The organism is Buttiauxella noackiae (assembly GCF_000737905.1).
Taxonomy (GTDB): Bacteria; Pseudomonadota; Gammaproteobacteria; order Enterobacterales; family Enterobacteriaceae; genus Buttiauxella; species Buttiauxella noackiae.
On record NZ_JPRU01000001.1, the window covers coordinates 679,413 to 698,908 of the forward strand.

Sequence of the window (19,496 nt, forward strand, 5' to 3'; positions counted from 1 at the left end):
AGCCATGTCTCGTATCCCAACACAATTAACTTTCGGCGTTATCATCGGAAACCGCGGGTTCTTCCCAAGCTATTTAGTGGCGCAGGCACATGAACAAGCCGAAACACTGTTTGGCAAACTGGGTATCAAAACCGTGATGTTAAAAGATGGACAAACGCATCTTGGCGGTGTCGAAACTCGTCAGGATGCCAAAGTCTGCGCCGAACTTTTCCGCCAGCATCGCGATGATATTCATGGTGTGGTGGTCCTACTGCCTAACTTTGGCGATGAAAAAGCGGTGGCAGAAGCGATTCGCCTTTCCGGTTTGAAAGTGCCGGTGTTAATCCAGGCCGAAGAGGACAATCTCGACAAAATGGGCCTGGCGACACGTCGCGATAGCTTCTGCGGGAAAATTTCTCTGTGCAACAACCTGCGTCAGTACAACATCCCCTTCACGCTCACCACGCAGCATGTTTGCGCATTAAGCGGTGAAGTGTTCGAACAAGATTTACAGCGCTTTGCGCAAATCTGCCGGGTAGTGAAATCAATGCAGGGCGTGCGCATCGGTGCAATTGGTGCGCGTCCGGCCAGTTTTAACACCGTGCGTTACAGCGAAAAGCTGCTCGAAAAAATGGGTGTGGCGGTGGAAACCCTCGACCTTTCTGAAATTTTCACCCGCATCAAACACATCAGCGACGACGATCTGCGGGTGCATGAGAAACGTGGCATCTTGATTGAAAACGCCGACGCCAGTGGGATCCCGGCCGATAAGTTAACCCAGATGGCGAAATTGTTTGTGGTGATCAGCGAATGGGTCGTGGCAAACGACATCGACACCACGGCAATCCAGTGCTGGACCTCGCTTCAGGAAAATCTCGGTATTAACGTCTGCTCCATTATGAGCGTGATGTCCGGGCAGCTGATGCCAAGCGCCTGTGAAGTCGACGTGATGGGCGCATTATCGATGTACGCACTCGCCAGCGCGTCGCTTAACCCGGCCTCAATTGCCGACTGGAACAACAACTTTGGCGACGATCGCAACAAATGCGTGTTGTTCCACTGCGGGAACTTTGCCAGCAGTAGCCTGGAATCGCCGTCGATGGGCACCGCCGATATTATCGGCACCACGGTCGGCAAAGAGAACACCTGCGGCGCAGTACATGGTCGTCTGAAAAGTGGCCCACTGACTTACTTCCGCCTCTCTTCTGATGATTTTACCGGTGAGGTGAAAGCCTATGTTGGTGAAGGGCAATCGGTTGACGATGCGTTAGATACCGTCGGCTGCCGCGCGGTGATTGAAGTGCCGCATCTGGAGAATTTACTGGCATGGATTTGTAACAATGGCTTTGAGCACCACGTCGCCATGAACCACTCAGCGACGGGTGCAGTATTGCAGGAGGCGTTCAGTAAGTATTTAGGCGTTAACTGTTACCTGCATCGTTAATCATTTACAAGCCGCGCTCGTGCATTAATTGCGCCAGCGCGGCATCATTCGCCAGAATTTCCCAGGCATGTGTAACGTCAGCAGGAATATCTACATGAGTAATAAAGTCGCGGCCTCGCGGCCCGTAACCCTGCGCATCATCCCGGATACGCGGGATCTCCCCCAACGCCAGTGAAATATAACGCTCTACCGGCCATAAGCCCTTTTCATTCAGGCTAAATGCGGTATGGGTTTCGTTACTGACTACATGTGGAACAAAACCCGGCCAACTACGCCATTGCGGGCAGCGTTCTTGCCCCTGCCAAACGCGTTCGAAGGTCGCGACGGTTCGGCGCTGCATGGTGGGGTCCTGAATGATAATCGCGCGTGCGGGCTCGATTTGCCGCGTTTGCATTAAGTCATAAGTGAAGCGCGCGTTCTCACCACAGTTGGTAGACTTCTCTTCGGTCAGCACTTTTTCTGCCGGGACTTTCCAGAACTCGGTCGCAATGTCTTTAATAATGGCGGCTTCCGCACGCCCTGTGGTGGGAATGGTGTTGTAGCGCGGGTGCTTCGCAATCGCCGCATACAAAAAAGTCGTGGAATGGCCAATCCCACCGGTAATCAGCAGCGGCAATTCAGTATTGGCGGCAAGCGCACAGGCTGCATCAATGGTGGGGATAACGGCATTACCCGCGAGGATAATCAGTTCGCCATCGCAAACCGCAGGCGGGGCGGCAAACTCATTGTGAGAAAGCCACTCGCCAAGCGTATTAATGGCATCAATGGTCGTCGGCTGCAAAGCTGGAAATGTTGTCGTCAACATAACCCCTCCTTGTTAAAAACCAGCGCCCATCATACCGCAGGCCATGCCGTTACTACATAAGGTTGCTCTTAGACTTCGATTAGCCTTGCGCAACAGGTGGATGACGCTGCGCTTATCCACCCTACAAAATCGTTTTTCGAAGGTCGGACAAGCGCAGCGTCATCCGACAAAATGGTTTACGCAAGCTTGTAAACCCGCGCCTCCCACGGATGCAGCCGATAGAGCTCATCCACCTGCGGGTAGTTCCCCAGCACGCATTGCGCCCATTCAAGCGGCAACTCATCGCTCGTCCAGCGGGCGGATTTCGACGACATATTGCACAGCACCACGAACTCCGCGCCGTCGAGCACGCGCCGGTAAGCGTAAATTTGCGGGTTGTCTGCCAGTTCCAGCTCGTAGCGCCCATAAATCAGCGTGCGCTCTTGTTTGCGTAGTTTGATTAATGCACGGTAGAAATTCAGCACTGAATCCGGGTCTTGTTGCTGGCTGGCGACGTTTATCATTTCAAAGTTGGCATTGACGTGATACCACGGTTTCACTTCGCTGAAACCGGCGTTGGGCCAGGTGTTCCACTGCATCGGCGTGCGGGAGTTATCACGCCCGGTGTTGGTGAGAAACGCGATAATTTCCTCTTCACTTTTGCCCTGAGCTTCCATTTCACGCCACATGTTTTTCGCAGACACGTCATCAAAATCATCAAGGCTGTTGAATCGGGTATTGGTCATGCCGATTTCCTGGCCCTGGTAGATAAACGGCGTGCCCTGCATCAGGAAATAGAGTGCGGCGATGCAGGTCGCACTTTCTCGCCAGTGGTGTTCGGTGTCGCCCCAGCGCGAGGTAATGCGCGTCAGGTCGTGGTTTTCCACATACAGCGCGTTCCAGCCTTTGCCTTCCAGCGCTTCCTGCCAGGCGGTGAAAATTTTCTTTAACACCGCAGGTTCCGGGCGCAAACCGGCTTCTGGTTCCCACAACCGCACATGCTCAAACTGGAACACCATACTCAGACGGTTACGATGTTCCCCTACCCATTCTTCGGCGTGGTCGGCAAACAGACCGTTCATCTCACCAACGGTGACAATGTCGTAGTGCTGCAAGACGTTACGACTCATGTCATCGACATAATCGAGCAGTCCGTCATAGTTCAGATGGCTTTTCATCGACGGCGCATAACGCAGTTTGTCAGGGTTAGGCACATCAGCCAGCAGCGGCTCTTTTTTCAGGTGGGCGATGGCGTCAATACGGAATCCGTCGATGCCTTTATCCAGCCACCAGCGCATCATGTCGTACACAGCGCGGCGAACATCGTGGTTTTCCCAGTTAAGATCCGGCTGGCGGCGGGTAAACAGATGCAGAAAATATTGTTCGGTTACCGGGTCAAACTCCCAGGTCGAACCTTTAAAGATCCCTTCCCAGTTGTTAGGCTCTGCACCATTTTTACCGTCGCGCCAGGTATACCAGTCGCGTTTTGGGTTATCACGCGAGGATCGAGATTCCAAAAACCACGGGTGTTCATCGGATGTGTGGTTTACCACTAAGTCGATAATCAACCGCATTCCGCGAGCGTGAACTTCGCTTAGAAGGCGGTCAAAATCAGCCATCGTGCCAAATTCTGCCATGATCTGCTGATAATCACTGATATCGTAACCATTATCATCATTCGGCGATTTGTACATCGGGCAGATCCAAATCAGATCGATGCCGAGGTCTTTGAGGTAATCGAGTTTTTCGGTGATGCCGTTCAGGTCACCAATACCATCGCCGTTGCTGTCCTTAAAACTGCGCGGATAAATCTGGTAGGCCACCGCCTCTTTCCACCAGTTCGCCATCGTTTACCTCCCGATTAATAACGCAAAAGATTCATAAGGTTGTAGTTCCAGACTCACCGCCAACTGGTCGCGCGGCGCGTAGTTACTGATCAAACATTCACCGTGCCAGTTCTGCATCTCATGCGGAATGTCGAGCGTCAGGTGCTCAGCGGTGAAGTTGTTGACGACCAGCAACCGCTCATCATCAAGTGCTCTCAGCCAGGCAAACACCTGCGGATGCTCGCACAACACAGGTTGGAAATCGCCGTACACTAAAATCGGATACTGCTTACGCAGCGCCACCAGTTTCTGGTAATGCCAGAGAATCGAATCCGGCTCAGCAAGGGCAGCGGCGACGTTGATTTCACGGTAGTTGGGGTTAACCGCAATCCACGGCGTACCAGTGGTGAAACCTGCATTTGGACTAGCGTCCCACTGCATCGGGGTGCGGGCGTTATCGCGCCCGTTAGCGTGAATGCCGAGCATCATCTCTTCGTGGCTGACGCCTTGCGCCAGTCGCTCGTGATAAAGATTCAGGCTTTCAATATCGCGGTACTCATCGATATTCCCGAACCGCACATTAGTCATGCCGATCTCTTCGCCCTGATAGATATACGGCGTGCCCTTCAGGCAGTGCAGCGCGGTGGCGAGCATTTTTGCCGACGGCTCACGAAACGCCCCTTCGTCACCAAATTTCGACACCGCACGCGGTAAATCGTGGTTGCTCCAGAACAACGAATTCCAGCCCTGATGCGCCAGTGCCGTTTGCCACTTCTCAATCACCGCTTTGAAACTCGCCAGTTCAAACGGTTTGCTGCGCCATTTCCCGGCGTGCTCATCCCAGAATTGTTTGATGTGGTCGAACTGGAAAACCATCGAAAGCTCTTCGCGCTCGGCCCCGCTATACAGCAGCGCGTCATCTGGCGTAGCGCTCCAGGCTTCACCGACCGTCACATAATCGCCTTTGCCGAAGGTGGCGCGGTTCATCTGGCGAATAAGCGCATGCAGGTTTTTACCGTTCGCCATAATCTGCGCATCGACCTCTTTGCCGATGAGATCGATAACGTCCATGCGAAAGCCGCCGATGCCCTTAGCAAGCCAGCGGTTCATCATGGCGTGGACTTCATCGTGAACACGCGGATTGTCCCAATTCAGATCAGGCTGGCGCTTAGAAAATTGGTGCAGATAATACTCACCGCTGGCCTCGTCAAACGCCCAGCCGCTGCCGCCAAAGTATGAGCGGAAATCATTTGGTGGGCCACCATCCGCCGCAGGTTTACGCCAGATATAAAAGTCACGATACGGATTGTCTTTCGATTTCAACGCGTCGATAAACCACGGGTGTTCATCGGAGGTGTGATTAACCACCAGATCCATCAGAATGTGGATATCACGCTGTTTCGCTTGTGCAATAAGGGTTTCCATTTCCGCCATGGTGCCAAATTCGGTGGCAATATCTTCGTAGTCAGATATGTCGTAGCCGTTATCGTCCATTGGCGAGCGGTAAACGGGAGAGAGCCAAATCAGGTTGATGCCAAGTTGTTGCAGGTAGTCGAGTTTGCTGATGATGCCGTTGATGTCGCCGATACCATCACCGAAGCTGTCCATAAAACTGCGCGGATAGATTTGGTACACCACCGCATTGTGCCACCATTTTTTTTCCACTTATTTCTCCTTGTTTTGTCGGATGACGCAGTACTTATCCGACCTACGCACGAAAAATCCAGCTTTCTAAATTCGCACAAACGCCCGCCCGTCACTGTTAAACAAGTAGCAATTCTCCGGCGGCAACCGCAGGCCGATGCGTCGGTCAGCTTTGATCTCAAGCCTGAAAGTATGGCGCATAACTAACGGTTCGCTACCGTAACCGCTATTTACGTAGAGCAAAGTCTCGTTGCCCATCTGCTCGACAAATAAAATTTCCCCTTCGATATCTGCCTGCGCCAGTTCGGTTATCTGGATATGTTCCGGGCGAATCCCAAGCTGCACCTTTTGCCCTTCAGGCACGCCAGCGCCGTTAACCGGCAGCGAAATCAGCTGGCGATTTTCCAGCATCACATCGGTACGCTGGGCGTTACCAGAAACCAAAACACCGGGGATCAGGTTCATTTTTGGCGAGCCGATAAACTGCGCGACAAACACGTTTGCCGGGCTGTCGTACAACTCAAGCGGTGTGCCCACCTGCTCGATTTGCCCTTGATTAAGCACCACGATGCGGTCGGCAAGCGTCATCGCTTCAACCTGGTCGTGGGTGACATACAAAATGGTGGCGTTGATGCGTTTATGCAGTGCGGCAATTTCCATGCGCATCTGCACGCGCAATGAAGCATCAAGGTTAGAAAGCGGTTCATCGAACAAAAACAGGCTCGGCTCGCGTACAATGGCCCGCCCGATGGCCACGCGCTGACGCTGCCCGCCAGAAAGATCTTTAGGACGCCTGTCGAGCAAATGCTCCAGTTGCAAAATTCGCGCGCTTTCGCGCACTTTTTCGTCGATCTCTTTAACCGGCAGTTTCGCCATTTCCAGCGCAAACGCCATATTCTGGTACACCGTCATATGCGGATAGAGCGCGTAAGACTGGAACACCATACCTATGCCACGCTCTGACGGGGAATCATCGTTGACGCAAACCCCGTCAATGCGCATCTCGCCGCCGCTAATTTCCTCAAGCCCCGCCACCATACGCAGCAAGGTGGATTTCCCACAGCCGGACGGCCCGACTACCACCACAAATTCCCCGCTGTTCACTTCCAGGTCGAGCGGTTTAATCACCTCAGATGCCGCGCCGTAGCGTTTTTGAATTTTATCGAGTACGAGTTGCGCCATGGTTATCCCTTAATCGCTCCACTGGTAAGCCCGCTGACAATGCGTTTCTGGAAGATAAGCACCAGCACGATAATCGGCAGTGTCACCACCACCGACGCTGCCATAATGCTGCCCCACGGCAGCTCAAACGTAGACGCACCGCTGAACATGCTGATGGCAACAGGCACCGTGCGTTTGTCGCCAGAAATAATAAATGTCAGCGCAAACATGAACTCATTCCACGCGCCTATAAACGCCAGCAGCCCGGTGGTAACTAAAGCGGGGGCGAGAATCGGGGCAAACACCCGGCGGATAATGGTCCAGGTTTTGGCGCCATCAACAATCGCCGCCTCTTCCAATTCAACGGGTATCGACTTCATAAAAGTGGTGAGCACCCAAACGGTAAACGGCAGCGAGAAGGTGGTGTATGAAAGCACCAGCGCACCGAGCGAGTCATAAAGCCCGAGGAAACGCACCAGCTCGAACATGCCGGTCAGCACCGCCACCTGCGGGAACATCGACACACACAGAATGGTAAACAGTAGAAATTTACGTCCACGAAACGGCACGCGTGCCAGCGCAAAGGAAGCAGTAATGGACACCAGCAGACAGATACCGACGGTTATCGTCGCCACCAGTACAGAATTAAGCAGGCTGCGGGCGATGCCATTATCCACCAGTGCAGTAACGTAGTTGCTCCAGTGGTAGCCGCTCGGTAAATAGGAGGGTAAAAACAGCTCCTGCCCGGTGCGCAGTGACGTGATAATCGCGTAATAAAACGGGAAAACGCAAAACAGCACGGCACAGGTCGCACCAATGAAGATAACCAGGCTATGACCGAATTTGCGTTGCCGACGAGTCATTTTCATCACCGCTTCTCCTTCTCGTTTAAACGTGAGACGCGGATAAAACAGGCAGCAATACCCGCCACCATCATAAACACCAGCACCGATGCTGCCGAGCCCATGCCCATATCCTGATAGGAAATAATCTGCTCACGGGCATAACCGGAAACGGACATCGTGGCCTCACTGTTTGAGGTCAGCACGAAGATCAGATCGAAAATGCGCATCGCGTCCATCACGCGGAAAATCAGCGCCACAATCATCGCCGGCATAATCAGCGGCAGCGTAATGCGCTTAAAGCGCTGCCATGGGCTGGCACCATCAACGCGCGCCGCCTCGTAAAGATCGCTGGGAATCAGTTGCAGTGCAGCAAGCAACATCAGCGCCATAAAAGGCGTGGTTTTCCAGACATCGGCAATTACTACCGCCCACATCGACAGCGACGGCTCGGCAATCCACGCCAGATGTGCCTGATAACCAAATATTTTCGCCAGCAAATCGTTTACCACGCCGTACTGGTCGTGGAACATCCAGCCCCACATTTTGGCGCTCACAATGGTCGGAATCGCCCACGGCACCAGAATCGCGGTACGCACTAAGCCCTGGCCGCGAAATTTCTGGTTCATTAGCAGCGCGAGCAACATCCCCAGAAATAGCTCGATGCCAACCGATACCACGGTAAACCACAAGGTGTTGCCGACAGCCTGCCACCAGAGAGGGTCAACCAATACCCCACTGGTGTCGCCGTCATGCGTAGCGTAGTAGTTTGCCAGCCCCACCATTTGGTACTCGGACGGGTTATCGAGCATCGCGTTAGTGAAACTGAAAAAGAAGGTACGCACCAGCGGCCATCCCGCCGCCAGTGCCAGAAGTAATAGCGCTGGCGCCACCAGTATCCATGCGATACGGCGACGCCGTTGTTGATAGCCTGTATGCGCCAATTAATGCCAGTCCTTACCTTTCACGCGCTCAAGACGTTTTTGCAGATCGGCGACCGCCGTTTTGCCGTCGCTGCTGCCGTTGAGCACTTTAAAGGTCACGTTAAAGATGGCGTTTGAAACGCGCGGATACTGACTTTTGGTCGCCGTTGCCGGGCGCGGTACTGCATTGGCGAAGATGTCCTTAAACATCGTCAGATGCGGTGCGGTTTCCAGTACCGCTTTGTCTTCATACAGGGCCGAACGTGTAGGTGCGAATCCGAGATATTTCAGCTGCATTTTCTGCGAATCGGCATCAGTGAGGATTTTCAGCAGCGCAATCGCTGCATCTTTGTTTTTGGTATTGGCGTTAACCGACCATTGCCAGCCACCCAGGGCGTTGGCTGATTTCCCGTCTGGCCCGGCAGGAAGCGGTGCTACGCCGACTTTGCCTTTCAGCGGGCTATCAGCGCCTTGCGAGAGCAGATAGGCATAAGGCCAGTTGCGCATAAATAGTGCGTCGCCATTCTGGAACACCGCTCGCGACTCTTCTTCTTTGTAACCTAACGCCCCTTTCGGCGTGATTTTACCAATCCAGCCTGCGACCATATCCAACGCTGCCGCAGCCTTAGGATTATTAACGGTCACGTTCCCTTTTTCGTCGATAAAGGTGCCGCCACCATAGGAGTCAATCCACTCCAGCGCGTTACAGGTCAGCCCTTCATACGATTTGCCCTGGAAGATCATTCCCCAGAAGTTTTTGTGCCCCGCTTTGCGCTCTTCTTCCTGAATTTTGGTAGCGATACGCGTCAGGTCTTCCCAGGTTTTTGGCGGTTGTTCGTTGTATTTTTCCAGCAGGTCTTTACGGTAATAGAGCACGCCGGTGTCGAGATAAGCCGGAACCGCTTTCACTTTGCCGTTCACCGTGTCGTTCGCCCACGGACCGGGGAAGAAATCGCCTTTCATATCCCCAACTGCGTCGGTTAAATCGAGCGTTTGTTTATCAAGCAGCCCCACCCAGATGGTGTCTGACTGGAACAAATCCACGGCTTTTTCATCTTTGGCAGCAAAAAGTTGCTGGAGCAGCGCCAGCTTTTCATCCGACGCCGCAGGGAACTCGATAAACTCAAGCTTGTTACTGGTCTGCTTTTCAAAACGGTCTTTGACGTATTTGCAGTATTCCTTACCGCCGGGGGAGATCGGGCATTCCATACGCAGGGTATCGGCAAGCGCGGCGTTTGAAACACCCGCGAGCGCTAAGGTAATAAGACTTAACGTCAGCTTTTTCATTGTTTCCTCTTTTATTCAGATAGCTTCGGAGGGGGTGAAAAAACAGCACACCATTTGAAAAGTTAGTTAACAACCGTCTACATCAGCAACTTAGCGCCCTAACCTTTGTGCAAATTCTCGACGCGGTGCACGTATCGCTATTTTTTATTTCACTTTTGAGTAGGACGCGCTACGGGGGTGTGAGCCAGAAGCAACCGAAAAACCACTTTTTGAAACAACGATGAAATACAGCCTGGATTACGTCCCGAACTGGCAATTATCCCTGATGCCCAATACACTATTGTAAGATTTAAACTTACATCGGACGCATAATGGCCAGAACAATGACGGTCGATCTTGGTGATGAACTGCGGGAATTTATAGAATCCCTTATTGAATCAGGTGATTACCGGACACAAAGTGAAGTTATCCGCGAATCCCTTCGGCTTCTACGGGAAAAACAGGCTGAGTCGCGCCTTCAGGCATTGCGAGACATGCTGGCAGAAGGATTAAGCAGCGGGGAGCCGCAGGCATGGGAAAAGGACGCTTTCCTGCTGAACGTGAAATCAGGGACGAGGAAAACGGGTGAGAATAGTTAAACTTACGCCAAAAGCGAATGATGATCTGACTGCCATCTGGGATTATGGACTGTTGCATTTCGGGAAGGCGCAGGCAGAAATTATCATCATCCGTATTCTTGGTCAGAGCCAGGATGTGAACCGGCATCTACACTGGCAGTGAGCCGAAGATGCCGATCAGCATTTACTGAGTCGCTTTTTTGAAGCAATGCTACGCCTTTGAATCAAGACACTCACCATTCCAGCCATTCACCGCCACGGTTGCTACTCTCTCGCACTGTCTCGATAAACTTCATACCAGCAAGTCCTTCGGCAATGCCCGGTAGCCAGGGCGCGTCGCCACCGCGAATTTTAACCGCTGCTTCCCGGTAAATTTGCGCGAACCCTTCCAGATAACCTTCCGGATGCCCGGCAGGTGTGCGGCACTGGTGGCGCACGGAATCGTGATTATTCACACCGTTTCGCGTGACAACGTAACTGTTTCCATGATGCGGATGGATTTCCAGGATTTCAGGCTGTTGCTGGCGAAAACTGATCGTCGCCCTGCTTCCCACGATGCGCAGCCGCAGATCGTTTTCAAAACCGGGTGCCACCTGGCTTGCCCATAAACGCCCGCGCGCACCGTTGGCGTAACGCATTTCGGCGTACACTTCATCGTCCAGCACGCGGCCCGGAATACGTGTTAGCAGTTCGCCGCGTAAAGCTTCTGGCTCCATACCGCTGACAAACGCCGCAAGTTGCCAGGCATGAGTGCCAATATCACCAATCGCACCTGCACCCGCCATGGCCGGGTTTCCACGCCAGCTCGCCTGCTTGTTGTCGGTTAACTCCAGTCTGTCGTTCAGCCAGTCCTGCAAATACTCTACTTCAATGGCACGAATATCACCGATTTCGCTATTGGCGATACGTGCACGGGCTTCGCGCACCATCGGCAGCGCGCTGTAGTTGTGGGTCAGAATAAATTGCAGGCCGGTTGCGTCGATAATCTGCGCCAGCTCCTGCGCCTCGCCGAGCGTTACCCCGAGCGGTTTATCGCAGATCACATGAATACCGTGTTGCAAAAATACTTTTGCTACCGGAACGTGAAGATGGTTCGGGGTGACAATCGAGACAACTTCAATGCCATCCGGGCGTGATGCCTCTCTTTCAGCCATCTCCTGCCAACTGGCATAGCAGCGTTCGGCTTCGATAAACAGCGCTTCACCGCTGCGTTTTGCCACTTCCGGCGAGGACGAAAACGCCCCGGCAACCAGTTCAAACTGGTCATCAAGACGTGCTGCAATGCGGTGCACGCCGCCGATAAACGAACCTTCACCACCACCAACCATACCTAAACGAAGTCGTTTCATGGGTTATTCCTCCAGCCCGAGCATGCGACGTACAGCCGTTCTATCGCTGTCGCGCAGCGCAAAGTCGTCAAAGGCATAATCGGCAACCGGAATAATATGGTCGGAGATGAATTTGGCTCCTTCACGCGCACCCGCTTCGCCTGATTTCAGGCAACACTCCCATTCAAGCGTAGCCCATCCGTCGTAATCGTATTGCGCCAGCTTGCTAAAGATCCCATTGAAATTAACCTGTCCGTCGCCGAGCGAACGAAAACGCCCTGGGCGATCAATCCATGACTGATAACCGGCGTAGACTCCGCTTTTTGCCGACGGCAAATATTCGGCGTCTTTAACGTGGAAAGCTTTAATACGCTGATGGTAGTGGTCGATAAAACTCAGGTAATCCATGTGTTGCAGCAACATGTGGCTTGGATCGTAGAGAATATTGCAGCGCGGGTGGTTATCAACCAGTGCCAGAAAACGCTCGAAAGTAACACCATCATGCAAATCTTCACCAGGATGAAGCTCGAAACATACGTCGACGCCCGCCTCATCAAAACAGTCCAGAATCGGTTTCCAGCGGGAGGCGAGTTCTTGAAATGCTTCATCAAGCAGTTGTTCATTCCGCGGCGGCCAGGGGTAAAAATAGGGCCAGGCCAGCGCACCTGAAAACGTCGCGTGAGCGTTCAGCCCTAAATTTTGCGAAGCACGCGCCGCCTGTTTCAGGCTGTTCACCGCCCATTGCTGGCGGCCTGCGGCATCGTGCGCTAATTCCGGCGGAGCAAATCCGGCAAACGCCGCATCGTAAGCGGGATGCACAGCAACTAATTGCCCTTGCAGATGGGTTGAGAGCTCGCTGATTTCCAGCCCGACATTCGCCAGCACGCCACGAATTTCTGCACAGTACTCCTGGCTTTGCGCCGCTTTGGCGAGGTCAAAAATATGCGGCAAATGCGTAGGGATTTGTACCGCTTTGTAGCCCAGCCCCGCAGCCCAGGCCACTAACGTGTCGAGAGCGTTAAACGGCGGCTGGTCGGAAATAAACTGTGAGAGAAATATGGACGGCCCTTTCAGGGTTTTCATTACAACATCTCCTTGATCAATACCGTGCGCTGTTCGCGCACAGCCAGGTCTGCGGCCAACACCACAGCCAGGCTATCAATGGCCTGCTGTTGATGCTGCGCTAAGTCGCTATCCTCAAAAATGGCGCGGGCAAAAAACTGTTGTTCGAGTTGGCACAAAGCAAAGTGGTCGGGTTCATTGCTTGCCGTCACCCATTCATCCTGGTGAACAAACTCGCCCTGTGCGTTTAGTTGAGAGTGATGAACGCGCAGTGATTCAGTACGGGTGTGTGCTTCCACATTGGCTGACTGCCCTTCGCCAGCGGCTTCACGAGGGATAATCGACACCGAGCCTTGCGGGCCAATCACATCTTTAATAAAGAATGCAGTCTGGCTCATCATCGGCCCCCATCCCGCCTCGTACCAGCCCACAGAACCGTCTTCAAAACGCACCTGAAGCTGCCCGTAGTTAAACTGCTCTGGCGCGATTTCGTCAGTTAAACGCACGCCAATGGCGCTCACCGACTGCGGGGTGGATTGCGTCATCTGGCACATCACATCCAGATAATGCACACCGCAATCGACAATCGGTGAAAGCGACTGCATCAGCATTTTGTGGGTGTGCCAGGCGCTGCCGCTGCTTTGCTGATTGAGGTTCATGCGCATCACCAGCGGTTTACCCAGTCCGTGTGATAACTCGATAAACTGCTGCCACGCCGGGTGGTGTCGCAGAATGTAGCCAACCACCAGTTTTTTACCTGCCAACCGCGCGGTGGCTACAACGCGTTTCGCCCCACTTACCGTGGTGGCAAGCGGCTTTTCAAGGAATACATGGCAGCCTGCGGCAAGTGCCGTTAATGCCAGCACTTCGTGGGTGTCGGGCCAGGTGGCGATGCATACTGCATCAGCCTGAGTTTCGGCAATCGCCAGTTTTAAATCATCGAATAGTGGAATTTCCGCTGCAAGTTGAGTTTTCAAACGGGCTTTAGAATCCCCACGGGCCACCAGCCCGCAGAGAGTAAATTCGTCCAGATGCTGATACGCAAGGCTGTGGGCAGCCCCCATATTCCCGCAGCCCACAACCAACACGCGCAGCGGCTTATTTGCCATGCTGCTCGCCCTCTTTATAGTTGAAGCTAAAGAAGAAGATCGCCGCAATCACCACGGCTGCAATAGCTGGCATCCACCAGAACTGTTGCCATTGCAACAAGCCCTCAGCGCCTTGTGCAGTAACCGAACGGTTAAATACCGCGCCGCTAATTTGCGAGCCAATCAGCATCCCTAAACCGTAAGTGAACAGCACCAGCAGGCTTTGCGCTTGCCCCTTCACTTTGTTGCCTGCCACTTTGTCGGTGTAGATAAAACCGATGACAAAGAAGAAGTCGTAGCAAACCCCATGCAGAATGATGCCGATGTAGATCATCCAGCGTGTCTCTTCGGTGATGCCAAGGGCAAACATCGCGTAACGAGCAAACCATGCCAGCATACCGATAAGCAGCATCATTTTGATGCCCAGACGGCGGAAGAAGAACGGAATCAATAGCATAAACAGCAGCTCAGACATCTGACCTAATGCCATCACGCCGCTGACGTTCTCAAACCCAACTGCGGAAATAAACGGCGCGGCGTAGGCGTAATAAGCAGCAAGAGGAATGGAAATTAACGTCGCGCAAATGATAAACACCATAAAATGGCGCTGTTTAAGCAGAGCGAACGCATCGGCACAAACCAGATCACGCATCGAAAGCGGTTTGCCACGATCTGGTGCGGGCGTATTAGGCAGTGTAAAGCTATAAATCCCCAACACCACAGAGGCTACCGCCGCCAGGGTGAAGATACCCGTGCTGTCAGAAAGCCCGCTGGTGCCAACAATTAACCCCGCGACAATCCAGCCGATGGTGCCGAACGCACGCACAATCGGGAACCCTTTTTCACTGTTCGCAAGACTGTGGAACGCTACGTTGTTGCTCAGCGCAATTGTTGGCATGTAGCAAAGCATGTAGGCAAATACTATCCACAACAGGCCGCTCTGCCCGCTTTCAAACATGCCCGGCAGCCACCACAGTAATGCCGCGCCAATCAGGTGCAACACGCCGAGGACTTTTTGCGAGGCAAAGAAACGGTCCACCAGCATGCCGAGAACAAACGGCGACAAAATGGAAGCAATCGGCCCAGTGGAATACGCATCACCAATCAACGCACTCAGGCCATATTTACCCATCACCACCCCGAGGGTGACATACCAGGCCCCCCAGACGAAAAACTCGAGAAACATCATTAACGACAGGCGTGGAATAACCCATTTATGAGTAGCCACTTGTGCCCCAACGGCCGACTGAGAAGACATAAATCCTCCGGTACAGAGTATTGATTTAAGGGTAAGAGTTTTTGTTATGAAATCGATTACATTCGCACTTCACTAAAAATGTAATCGATTTCATCAGGGTTACCATCATGCTGATGAATTATTTGTTACTATCAATTCAAATCTGGAATGTGGTTCACAAATCAACCGATCGTCCAAAGGATCAACATGTCGATAGATAAAGTGGCGAGAATTGCTGGTGTTTCTACCGCGACCGTTTCCAGGGTTTTAAACGGCAATCCCGCCGTTAAACCGGACACGCGCGACAAAGTGCTGGCGGCGATCGAGGCGTGCGAATACCAACCTAACCTGCTGGCGCGCCAGTTACGCACTTCACGCAGTCGCATGCTATTAGTGTTGGTTTCAAACATCACCAACCCCTTCTGCGCCCGCGTGGTGCGCGGTATCGAAGAGGAAGCGGAAAAGCATGGCTACCACATTCTGCTATGCAATTCTGAATCACGCCTGACGCGTGAATCGGCCTATTTGCGTCTGTTAAGCGGCAAAGTAGTCGATGGCGTTATCACCATGGATGCCATCAGTTGCTTGCCGGGGTTAACCACGCTGATTGGGGATTCACCCTGGGTACAATGTGGTGAAGGCGATCCGGGTTATAACGCATCATCGGTAACCATTGATAACTTCAAAGCGGCTTCTGCCGCAGTCGATCACCTGATGACATCAGGATATAAGCGCATCGCATTAATCAACGGCGATCTGCGTTATCTCTATTCTCAACAGCGTGAAGCGGGATATCGCGCTGCTTCTGGTAAAAACTGGCAAGCGGTGGTGTATGCCGACAGCCTGGAATATCAGGCTGGCATACAAGCGATGGCTGAACTGTTTACCCTACCCGAACCGCCAGACGCGGTATTCGCCATTTCCGATGCACTGGCCGGTGGCGCGATGCATTACGCTCATGAGCAAGGTTTGCGTGTTCCGGAAGATGTCGCGGTAATGGGCTTTGATGGCGTGCCGTTTGGTTCCGTGACTTTTCCGCCGCTTACGACTATCGAGCAGCCGATGCACCAGCTCGGCGTTCGCAGCGTGCAGTTGCTGCTTGAGCGCATTAATAACCCGGAAGTTGAAACGGTGAATGAGATTCTGGACTGGAAATTACTGGTGCGGGGATCGGTATAGTTAATTTCGTGAAATTAAATTTATGGGGCGGGAAAGTACACTATTTCCCGCAATAATTCGGGTGCTATATGGATAACGTTATCGTTTATTTAAGCCTGATTTATTTATAATCAATAATCCCAACCTGCTTTGCCATAAATAACTCATTTCTTTCGACAATCTCTTCAACGACTTTTCCTTCGGAATTAAATCGGAAATAAGTCAACGCGGTCCATGTAACATCTTTGCCATGAACATCAAAACCATGCCAGGTGTTAGAACCTCGCGCAACATGTTTTAAATGAACCACCACTACATCTTCAGTGACCACTTCTTTGCTGAATGTCGTGACAATGGATTCATAGCGGTCTAATACGTGTTCGGTTAACGCTTGCTTGAAATTCTCAATACCATGTATTGGTGCATCGCAATCAGGGCGATGAATAATGACATCTTTGGCAAAATACTCATCAACGCGCTGTGCATCTTTTCCATCGACACAATATTTGAAGTATTTTTTTACTGTTTCAAGGTTATTTTCTTTCATGGGAAAACTCCGGTTGGATAATATAAAAAACGAGTATATGAAGGTTTGTGATATTCGTAAATACCGGATATATTGCATGTGATATTCAAAAAGTGGATAGCACATGAGAACAGACAGATTAGAACGTTGGGCGACGGTAAGACATTTTCGTCTGGCGATAGCGCTCTTTGAGTACGGAAGTGTTCTTCACGCCGCACGTTCACTAAAGGTTTCACAACCAACCGCCAGTAAACTGCTTCAGGATCTTGAAGATGCAGTCGAGGCAAAGCTGTTTTTGCGCAATCGTCGTGGTGTGACGCCCACGGAACTGGGCCGGGACTTTGTCGAGAGAAGCAAAATGGTGCTGGCGCAGCTTGACCAAGTCTCTCAGGCGATCGATGCCATGGGACGCGGGCAAACAGGCAGGGTTGCGATTGGCAGTATTTTGACCGGATCGAGTTACCTGATCCCTGCGGCAATTGCCCGGCTAAGTGTTTCCCGGCCCGATATTCGTATAAAAATTGTTGAAGGCGTTAGTGGAGAGCTCCTACCTCGACTGATTTCTGGAGAGCTGGATTTCCTGGTGGGCCGTCTATCCGATATTCGTTCCAGTGCAGTCATCGCACAGGAAGCGCTATTTAGCGAAAATGCCATCATTGTTGCGCGGCGCGGGCACCCACTGGAACAAAATCCTAATGCAACACTTGAGACACTAAAGCGCGAGGCATGGATTTTGCCTCCGGTTGAGACCACGTTGCGTAAGCAATTTGATAATATTTTTTATCATGAAAATATGGATCCTCCCCATGCCACTATTGAAGCGGTTTCGTTTTTTAATATCTTGTGGTTATTAAAAAAGACAGACCTATTGGGGATCTTGCCGCAGTCTATTGTGACTGATTTGACTTACCGTAACGATCTTGTGAGGCTCCCGTCATTCGAGCCGCTGATTCTGGAGCAAATTGGTATTTCCCGACTTGCCGACTCCGAATTATCACCCGCAGCAGTTGCACTCGTAGACTCAATTCGCAGCGTAATGGAAAGTAATACTGAAAAATAAAATAAGGGCAACCATCTGGCTGCCCGGTATTATATCAAATCGTCTTATTTCAACGCCTCAGGCAATTTAATAACCCAAAGCTCGTTTTGTGATTCCGGTATTTCCAACGGTTTTAAAGCGATTTTAGTCGCGACTTCTATACCGTCGCGCAGCAGATGCCCTTTGCCATCCACCTCATAGTCATCTGCTTTCTTATCGTCAGCATCCGGGTTTTCCAGTACCGGCTGCAGACCAAAATCGTTGTCGTTAATCACGGCGATGGTCTGGTTATCAATCAGCGTCATGCCTTCCGCTTTCTCTTGCTGCCAGCCCAGTTTACGCAGATCAACAATCTCTTTTTTCTCCGCCAGTTTGATACCACGTGCTTTCAGTTGTTCGGCGTCGTCAAACTCGGGTGCTTTTTCTTTATCGAATGAACTCAGATCGCTGGCATGGCTGAGGTCAACGACATAAATCAGATTACGCATGGCTTTGTTTTTGTCACCGCCCTGCTCAATCAGCAGCAGGCGGTTGTTATCCAGTGCAACGATATCGCCAATTTTAGCGTCTTTGGCTTTCTTGTAGACATCTACATCAATGGGGTAGCCGTACATCTCGGTTTTGCCGGTTTCCGGGTTAAAGCTCACCAGGCGGGTAAACTGCGCGCTGTTTTTGGTTTTGCCGTCGATATCCAATGTGCTTTGCACGGCGGCGATAATACGTCCGTCTGGCATGCGTGTAATCCCTTCAAAACCACGGTTGGCCTGGCGCCATTTGATAATGTTCGGCAAGCCCCCCGCCACGCCCTGCTCGCCTTGCTCTGCCTGCGGGCCATATTTTTTAAGGATTTTGCCGTTAGCGTCGATATTGATGATGAATGGGCCATATTCGTCACACAACCAGTAACCGCCTTTGCCATCCGGGGTGACCCCCTCAGTATCCAGGCCACGTTTATCACTCGATAACTGCTGCAAGGTGTCACTCAAGGCGATTTCATTGGTGGCACCGATTAACCCTTCCGGTAACGGTAGGCCGCTAATTGGGCCGTTTTCATCATGTAGTGCGTGCGCATCAGTTGCCTGCGCTTTGCCATCAGCAACGCGGATGGTCATCAGCAATGGGGTAAACTTCGGGTTAGCAAAAATCTTTGAATCTTTTTTACCGGCTTTTGGTGAGTCAGCATTTGGGCCGCGATCGGTTACCGTGGCAAATACCAGGGCATCACCCTCTTTACGAATAAATTGCAGCCCCGACCCCACGCCAACCGGTAAACCATCCGGGAAATGACTGGCATATGCCCCTTTATATTCGACATGGTCACCTTGTGGGAATGTGACAACGTAACGATCAACCTGCGGTTCTGCTGCCTGGCTTGCCAGAGGGAGTAAAGAGGTCAATAACAGCGCAAAAGGTTTTAATTTCATGGTGTTTGCTACCTTTGGTTTTGGTCACCCGTTTTGGTCAACAAGATATAAAGCAGTCATATGACACAAATATGACTATTTTCTTACGTGATGACTTTGTGCAACTAAATATCCTGCAATTCTTGCCGATATACCCAGGTGTGCTGGCTGAAACGAGTCAGGTTATTTTATAAACAAAAGGGTATCG

The 19,496-nt window shown here is 51.9% G+C and carries 17 protein-coding genes and 1 pseudogene; 5 read left to right on the forward strand and 13 right to left on the reverse strand.

What is annotated here, in order from left to right:
* The first annotated feature begins 4 nt into the window (after positions 1–4).
* Entirely contained in the window at positions 5–1,423 is a 1,419-nt protein-coding gene (locus tag IX31_RS03000) for an L-fucose/L-arabinose isomerase family protein (RefSeq protein ID WP_034455678.1), read from the forward strand.
* Positions 1,424–1,427: 4 nt separating this feature from the next.
* Here IX31_RS03000 and IX31_RS03005 read toward each other — a convergent pair whose 3' ends face one another.
* From IX31_RS03005 to IX31_RS03035, 7 genes are all read right to left on the reverse strand, one after another.
* Positions 1,428–2,228 (reverse strand): YdcF family protein, encoded by an 801-nt coding sequence (locus tag IX31_RS03005; RefSeq protein WP_034455679.1) that lies wholly within the window; start codon positions 2,226–2,228, stop codon positions 1,428–1,430.
* A 176-nt stretch (positions 2,229–2,404) separates the two neighbouring features.
* Positions 2,405–4,054: a glycoside hydrolase family 13 protein gene (locus IX31_RS03010; protein WP_034455680.1), complete on the reverse strand. Its 1,650-nt coding sequence runs from the start codon at positions 4,052–4,054 to the stop codon at positions 2,405–2,407.
* 3 nt (positions 4,055–4,057) lie between these two features.
* Positions 4,058–5,698, reverse strand: a complete 1,641-nt coding sequence (locus IX31_RS03015) for a glycoside hydrolase family 13 protein (protein WP_034455681.1) — start codon at positions 5,696–5,698, stop codon at positions 4,058–4,060.
* Between the two features lie 66 nt (positions 5,699–5,764).
* On the reverse strand, positions 5,765–6,859 hold the full coding sequence (locus IX31_RS03020) for an ABC transporter ATP-binding protein (RefSeq protein WP_034455682.1): 1,095 nt from the start codon (positions 6,857–6,859) through the stop codon (positions 5,765–5,767).
* A gap of 2 nt (positions 6,860–6,861) precedes the next feature.
* Positions 6,862–7,707, reverse strand: a complete 846-nt coding sequence (locus IX31_RS03025; protein ID WP_034455683.1) for a carbohydrate ABC transporter permease — start codon at positions 7,705–7,707, stop codon at positions 6,862–6,864.
* Positions 7,707–8,624 (reverse strand): carbohydrate ABC transporter permease, encoded by a 918-nt coding sequence (locus IX31_RS03030; RefSeq protein WP_051880504.1) that lies wholly within the window; start codon positions 8,622–8,624, stop codon positions 7,707–7,709. The genes IX31_RS03025 and IX31_RS03030 overlap by 1 nt, the downstream gene beginning before the upstream one ends.
* Positions 8,625–9,890, reverse strand: coding sequence for an ABC transporter substrate-binding protein (locus IX31_RS03035; RefSeq protein WP_034455684.1), 1,266 nt, complete (start codon positions 9,888–9,890; stop codon positions 8,625–8,627). It lies immediately after the preceding gene.
* Between the two features lie 249 nt (positions 9,891–10,139).
* Here IX31_RS03035 and IX31_RS03040 point away from each other — a divergent pair.
* Positions 10,140–10,468, forward strand: a pseudogene (locus IX31_RS03040) (type II toxin-antitoxin system ParD family antitoxin).
* A complete protein-coding gene (locus IX31_RS23465) occupies positions 10,455–10,610 on the forward strand; it encodes a type II toxin-antitoxin system RelE/ParE family toxin (RefSeq protein ID WP_122973980.1) in 156 nt (51 codons plus the stop codon). Before IX31_RS03040 ends, IX31_RS23465 begins: the two are co-directional and overlap by 14 nt.
* Positions 10,611–10,680: 70 nt before the next feature.
* On the opposite strand, the gene IX31_RS03045 is transcribed toward IX31_RS23465, so the two are convergent.
* The 4 genes from IX31_RS03045 to IX31_RS03060 are packed head-to-tail and all read right to left on the reverse strand — an operon-like array spanning position 10,681 to position 15,183.
* Positions 10,681–11,796, reverse strand: a complete 1,116-nt coding sequence (locus IX31_RS03045) for a Gfo/Idh/MocA family protein (RefSeq protein ID WP_034455686.1) — start codon at positions 11,794–11,796, stop codon at positions 10,681–10,683.
* Between the two features lie 3 nt (positions 11,797–11,799).
* On the reverse strand, positions 11,800–12,858 hold the full coding sequence (locus IX31_RS03050; RefSeq protein ID WP_034455687.1) for a sugar phosphate isomerase/epimerase family protein: 1,059 nt from the start codon (positions 12,856–12,858) through the stop codon (positions 11,800–11,802).
* On the reverse strand, positions 12,858–13,946 hold the full coding sequence (locus tag IX31_RS03055) for a Gfo/Idh/MocA family protein (RefSeq protein ID WP_034455688.1): 1,089 nt from the start codon (positions 13,944–13,946) through the stop codon (positions 12,858–12,860). The genes IX31_RS03050 and IX31_RS03055 overlap by 1 nt, the downstream gene beginning before the upstream one ends.
* Positions 13,936–15,183 carry an MFS transporter gene (locus IX31_RS03060; RefSeq protein ID WP_034455689.1) on the reverse strand — a complete coding sequence of 416 codons (1,248 nt, stop codon included), beginning with the start codon at positions 15,181–15,183 and terminating at the stop codon, positions 13,936–13,938. Before IX31_RS03060 ends, IX31_RS03055 begins: the two co-directional genes overlap by 11 nt.
* Before the next feature lie 186 nt (positions 15,184–15,369).
* Between IX31_RS03060 and IX31_RS03065 the strand changes: the two genes are divergently transcribed.
* Positions 15,370–16,341: a LacI family DNA-binding transcriptional regulator gene (locus tag IX31_RS03065; RefSeq protein WP_034455690.1), complete on the forward strand. Its 972-nt coding sequence runs from the start codon at positions 15,370–15,372 to the stop codon at positions 16,339–16,341.
* A gap of 100 nt (positions 16,342–16,441) precedes the next feature.
* On the opposite strand, the gene IX31_RS03070 is transcribed toward IX31_RS03065, so the two are convergent.
* Entirely contained in the window at positions 16,442–16,867 is a 426-nt protein-coding gene (locus tag IX31_RS03070; protein WP_034455691.1) for an ester cyclase, read from the reverse strand.
* Positions 16,868–16,970: 103 nt separating this feature from the next.
* On the opposite strand from IX31_RS03070, the gene IX31_RS03075 reads away from it, so the two are divergent.
* Entirely contained in the window at positions 16,971–17,906 is a 936-nt protein-coding gene (locus tag IX31_RS03075) for a LysR substrate-binding domain-containing protein (protein ID WP_034455692.1), read from the forward strand.
* 44 nt (positions 17,907–17,950) lie between these two features.
* Here the strand turns inward: IX31_RS03075 and IX31_RS03080 are convergent, their stop codons facing one another.
* On the reverse strand, positions 17,951–19,309 hold the full coding sequence (locus tag IX31_RS03080) for an esterase-like activity of phytase family protein (RefSeq protein WP_034455693.1): 1,359 nt from the start codon (positions 19,307–19,309) through the stop codon (positions 17,951–17,953).
* Between the last annotated feature and the right edge of the window lie 187 nt (positions 19,310–19,496).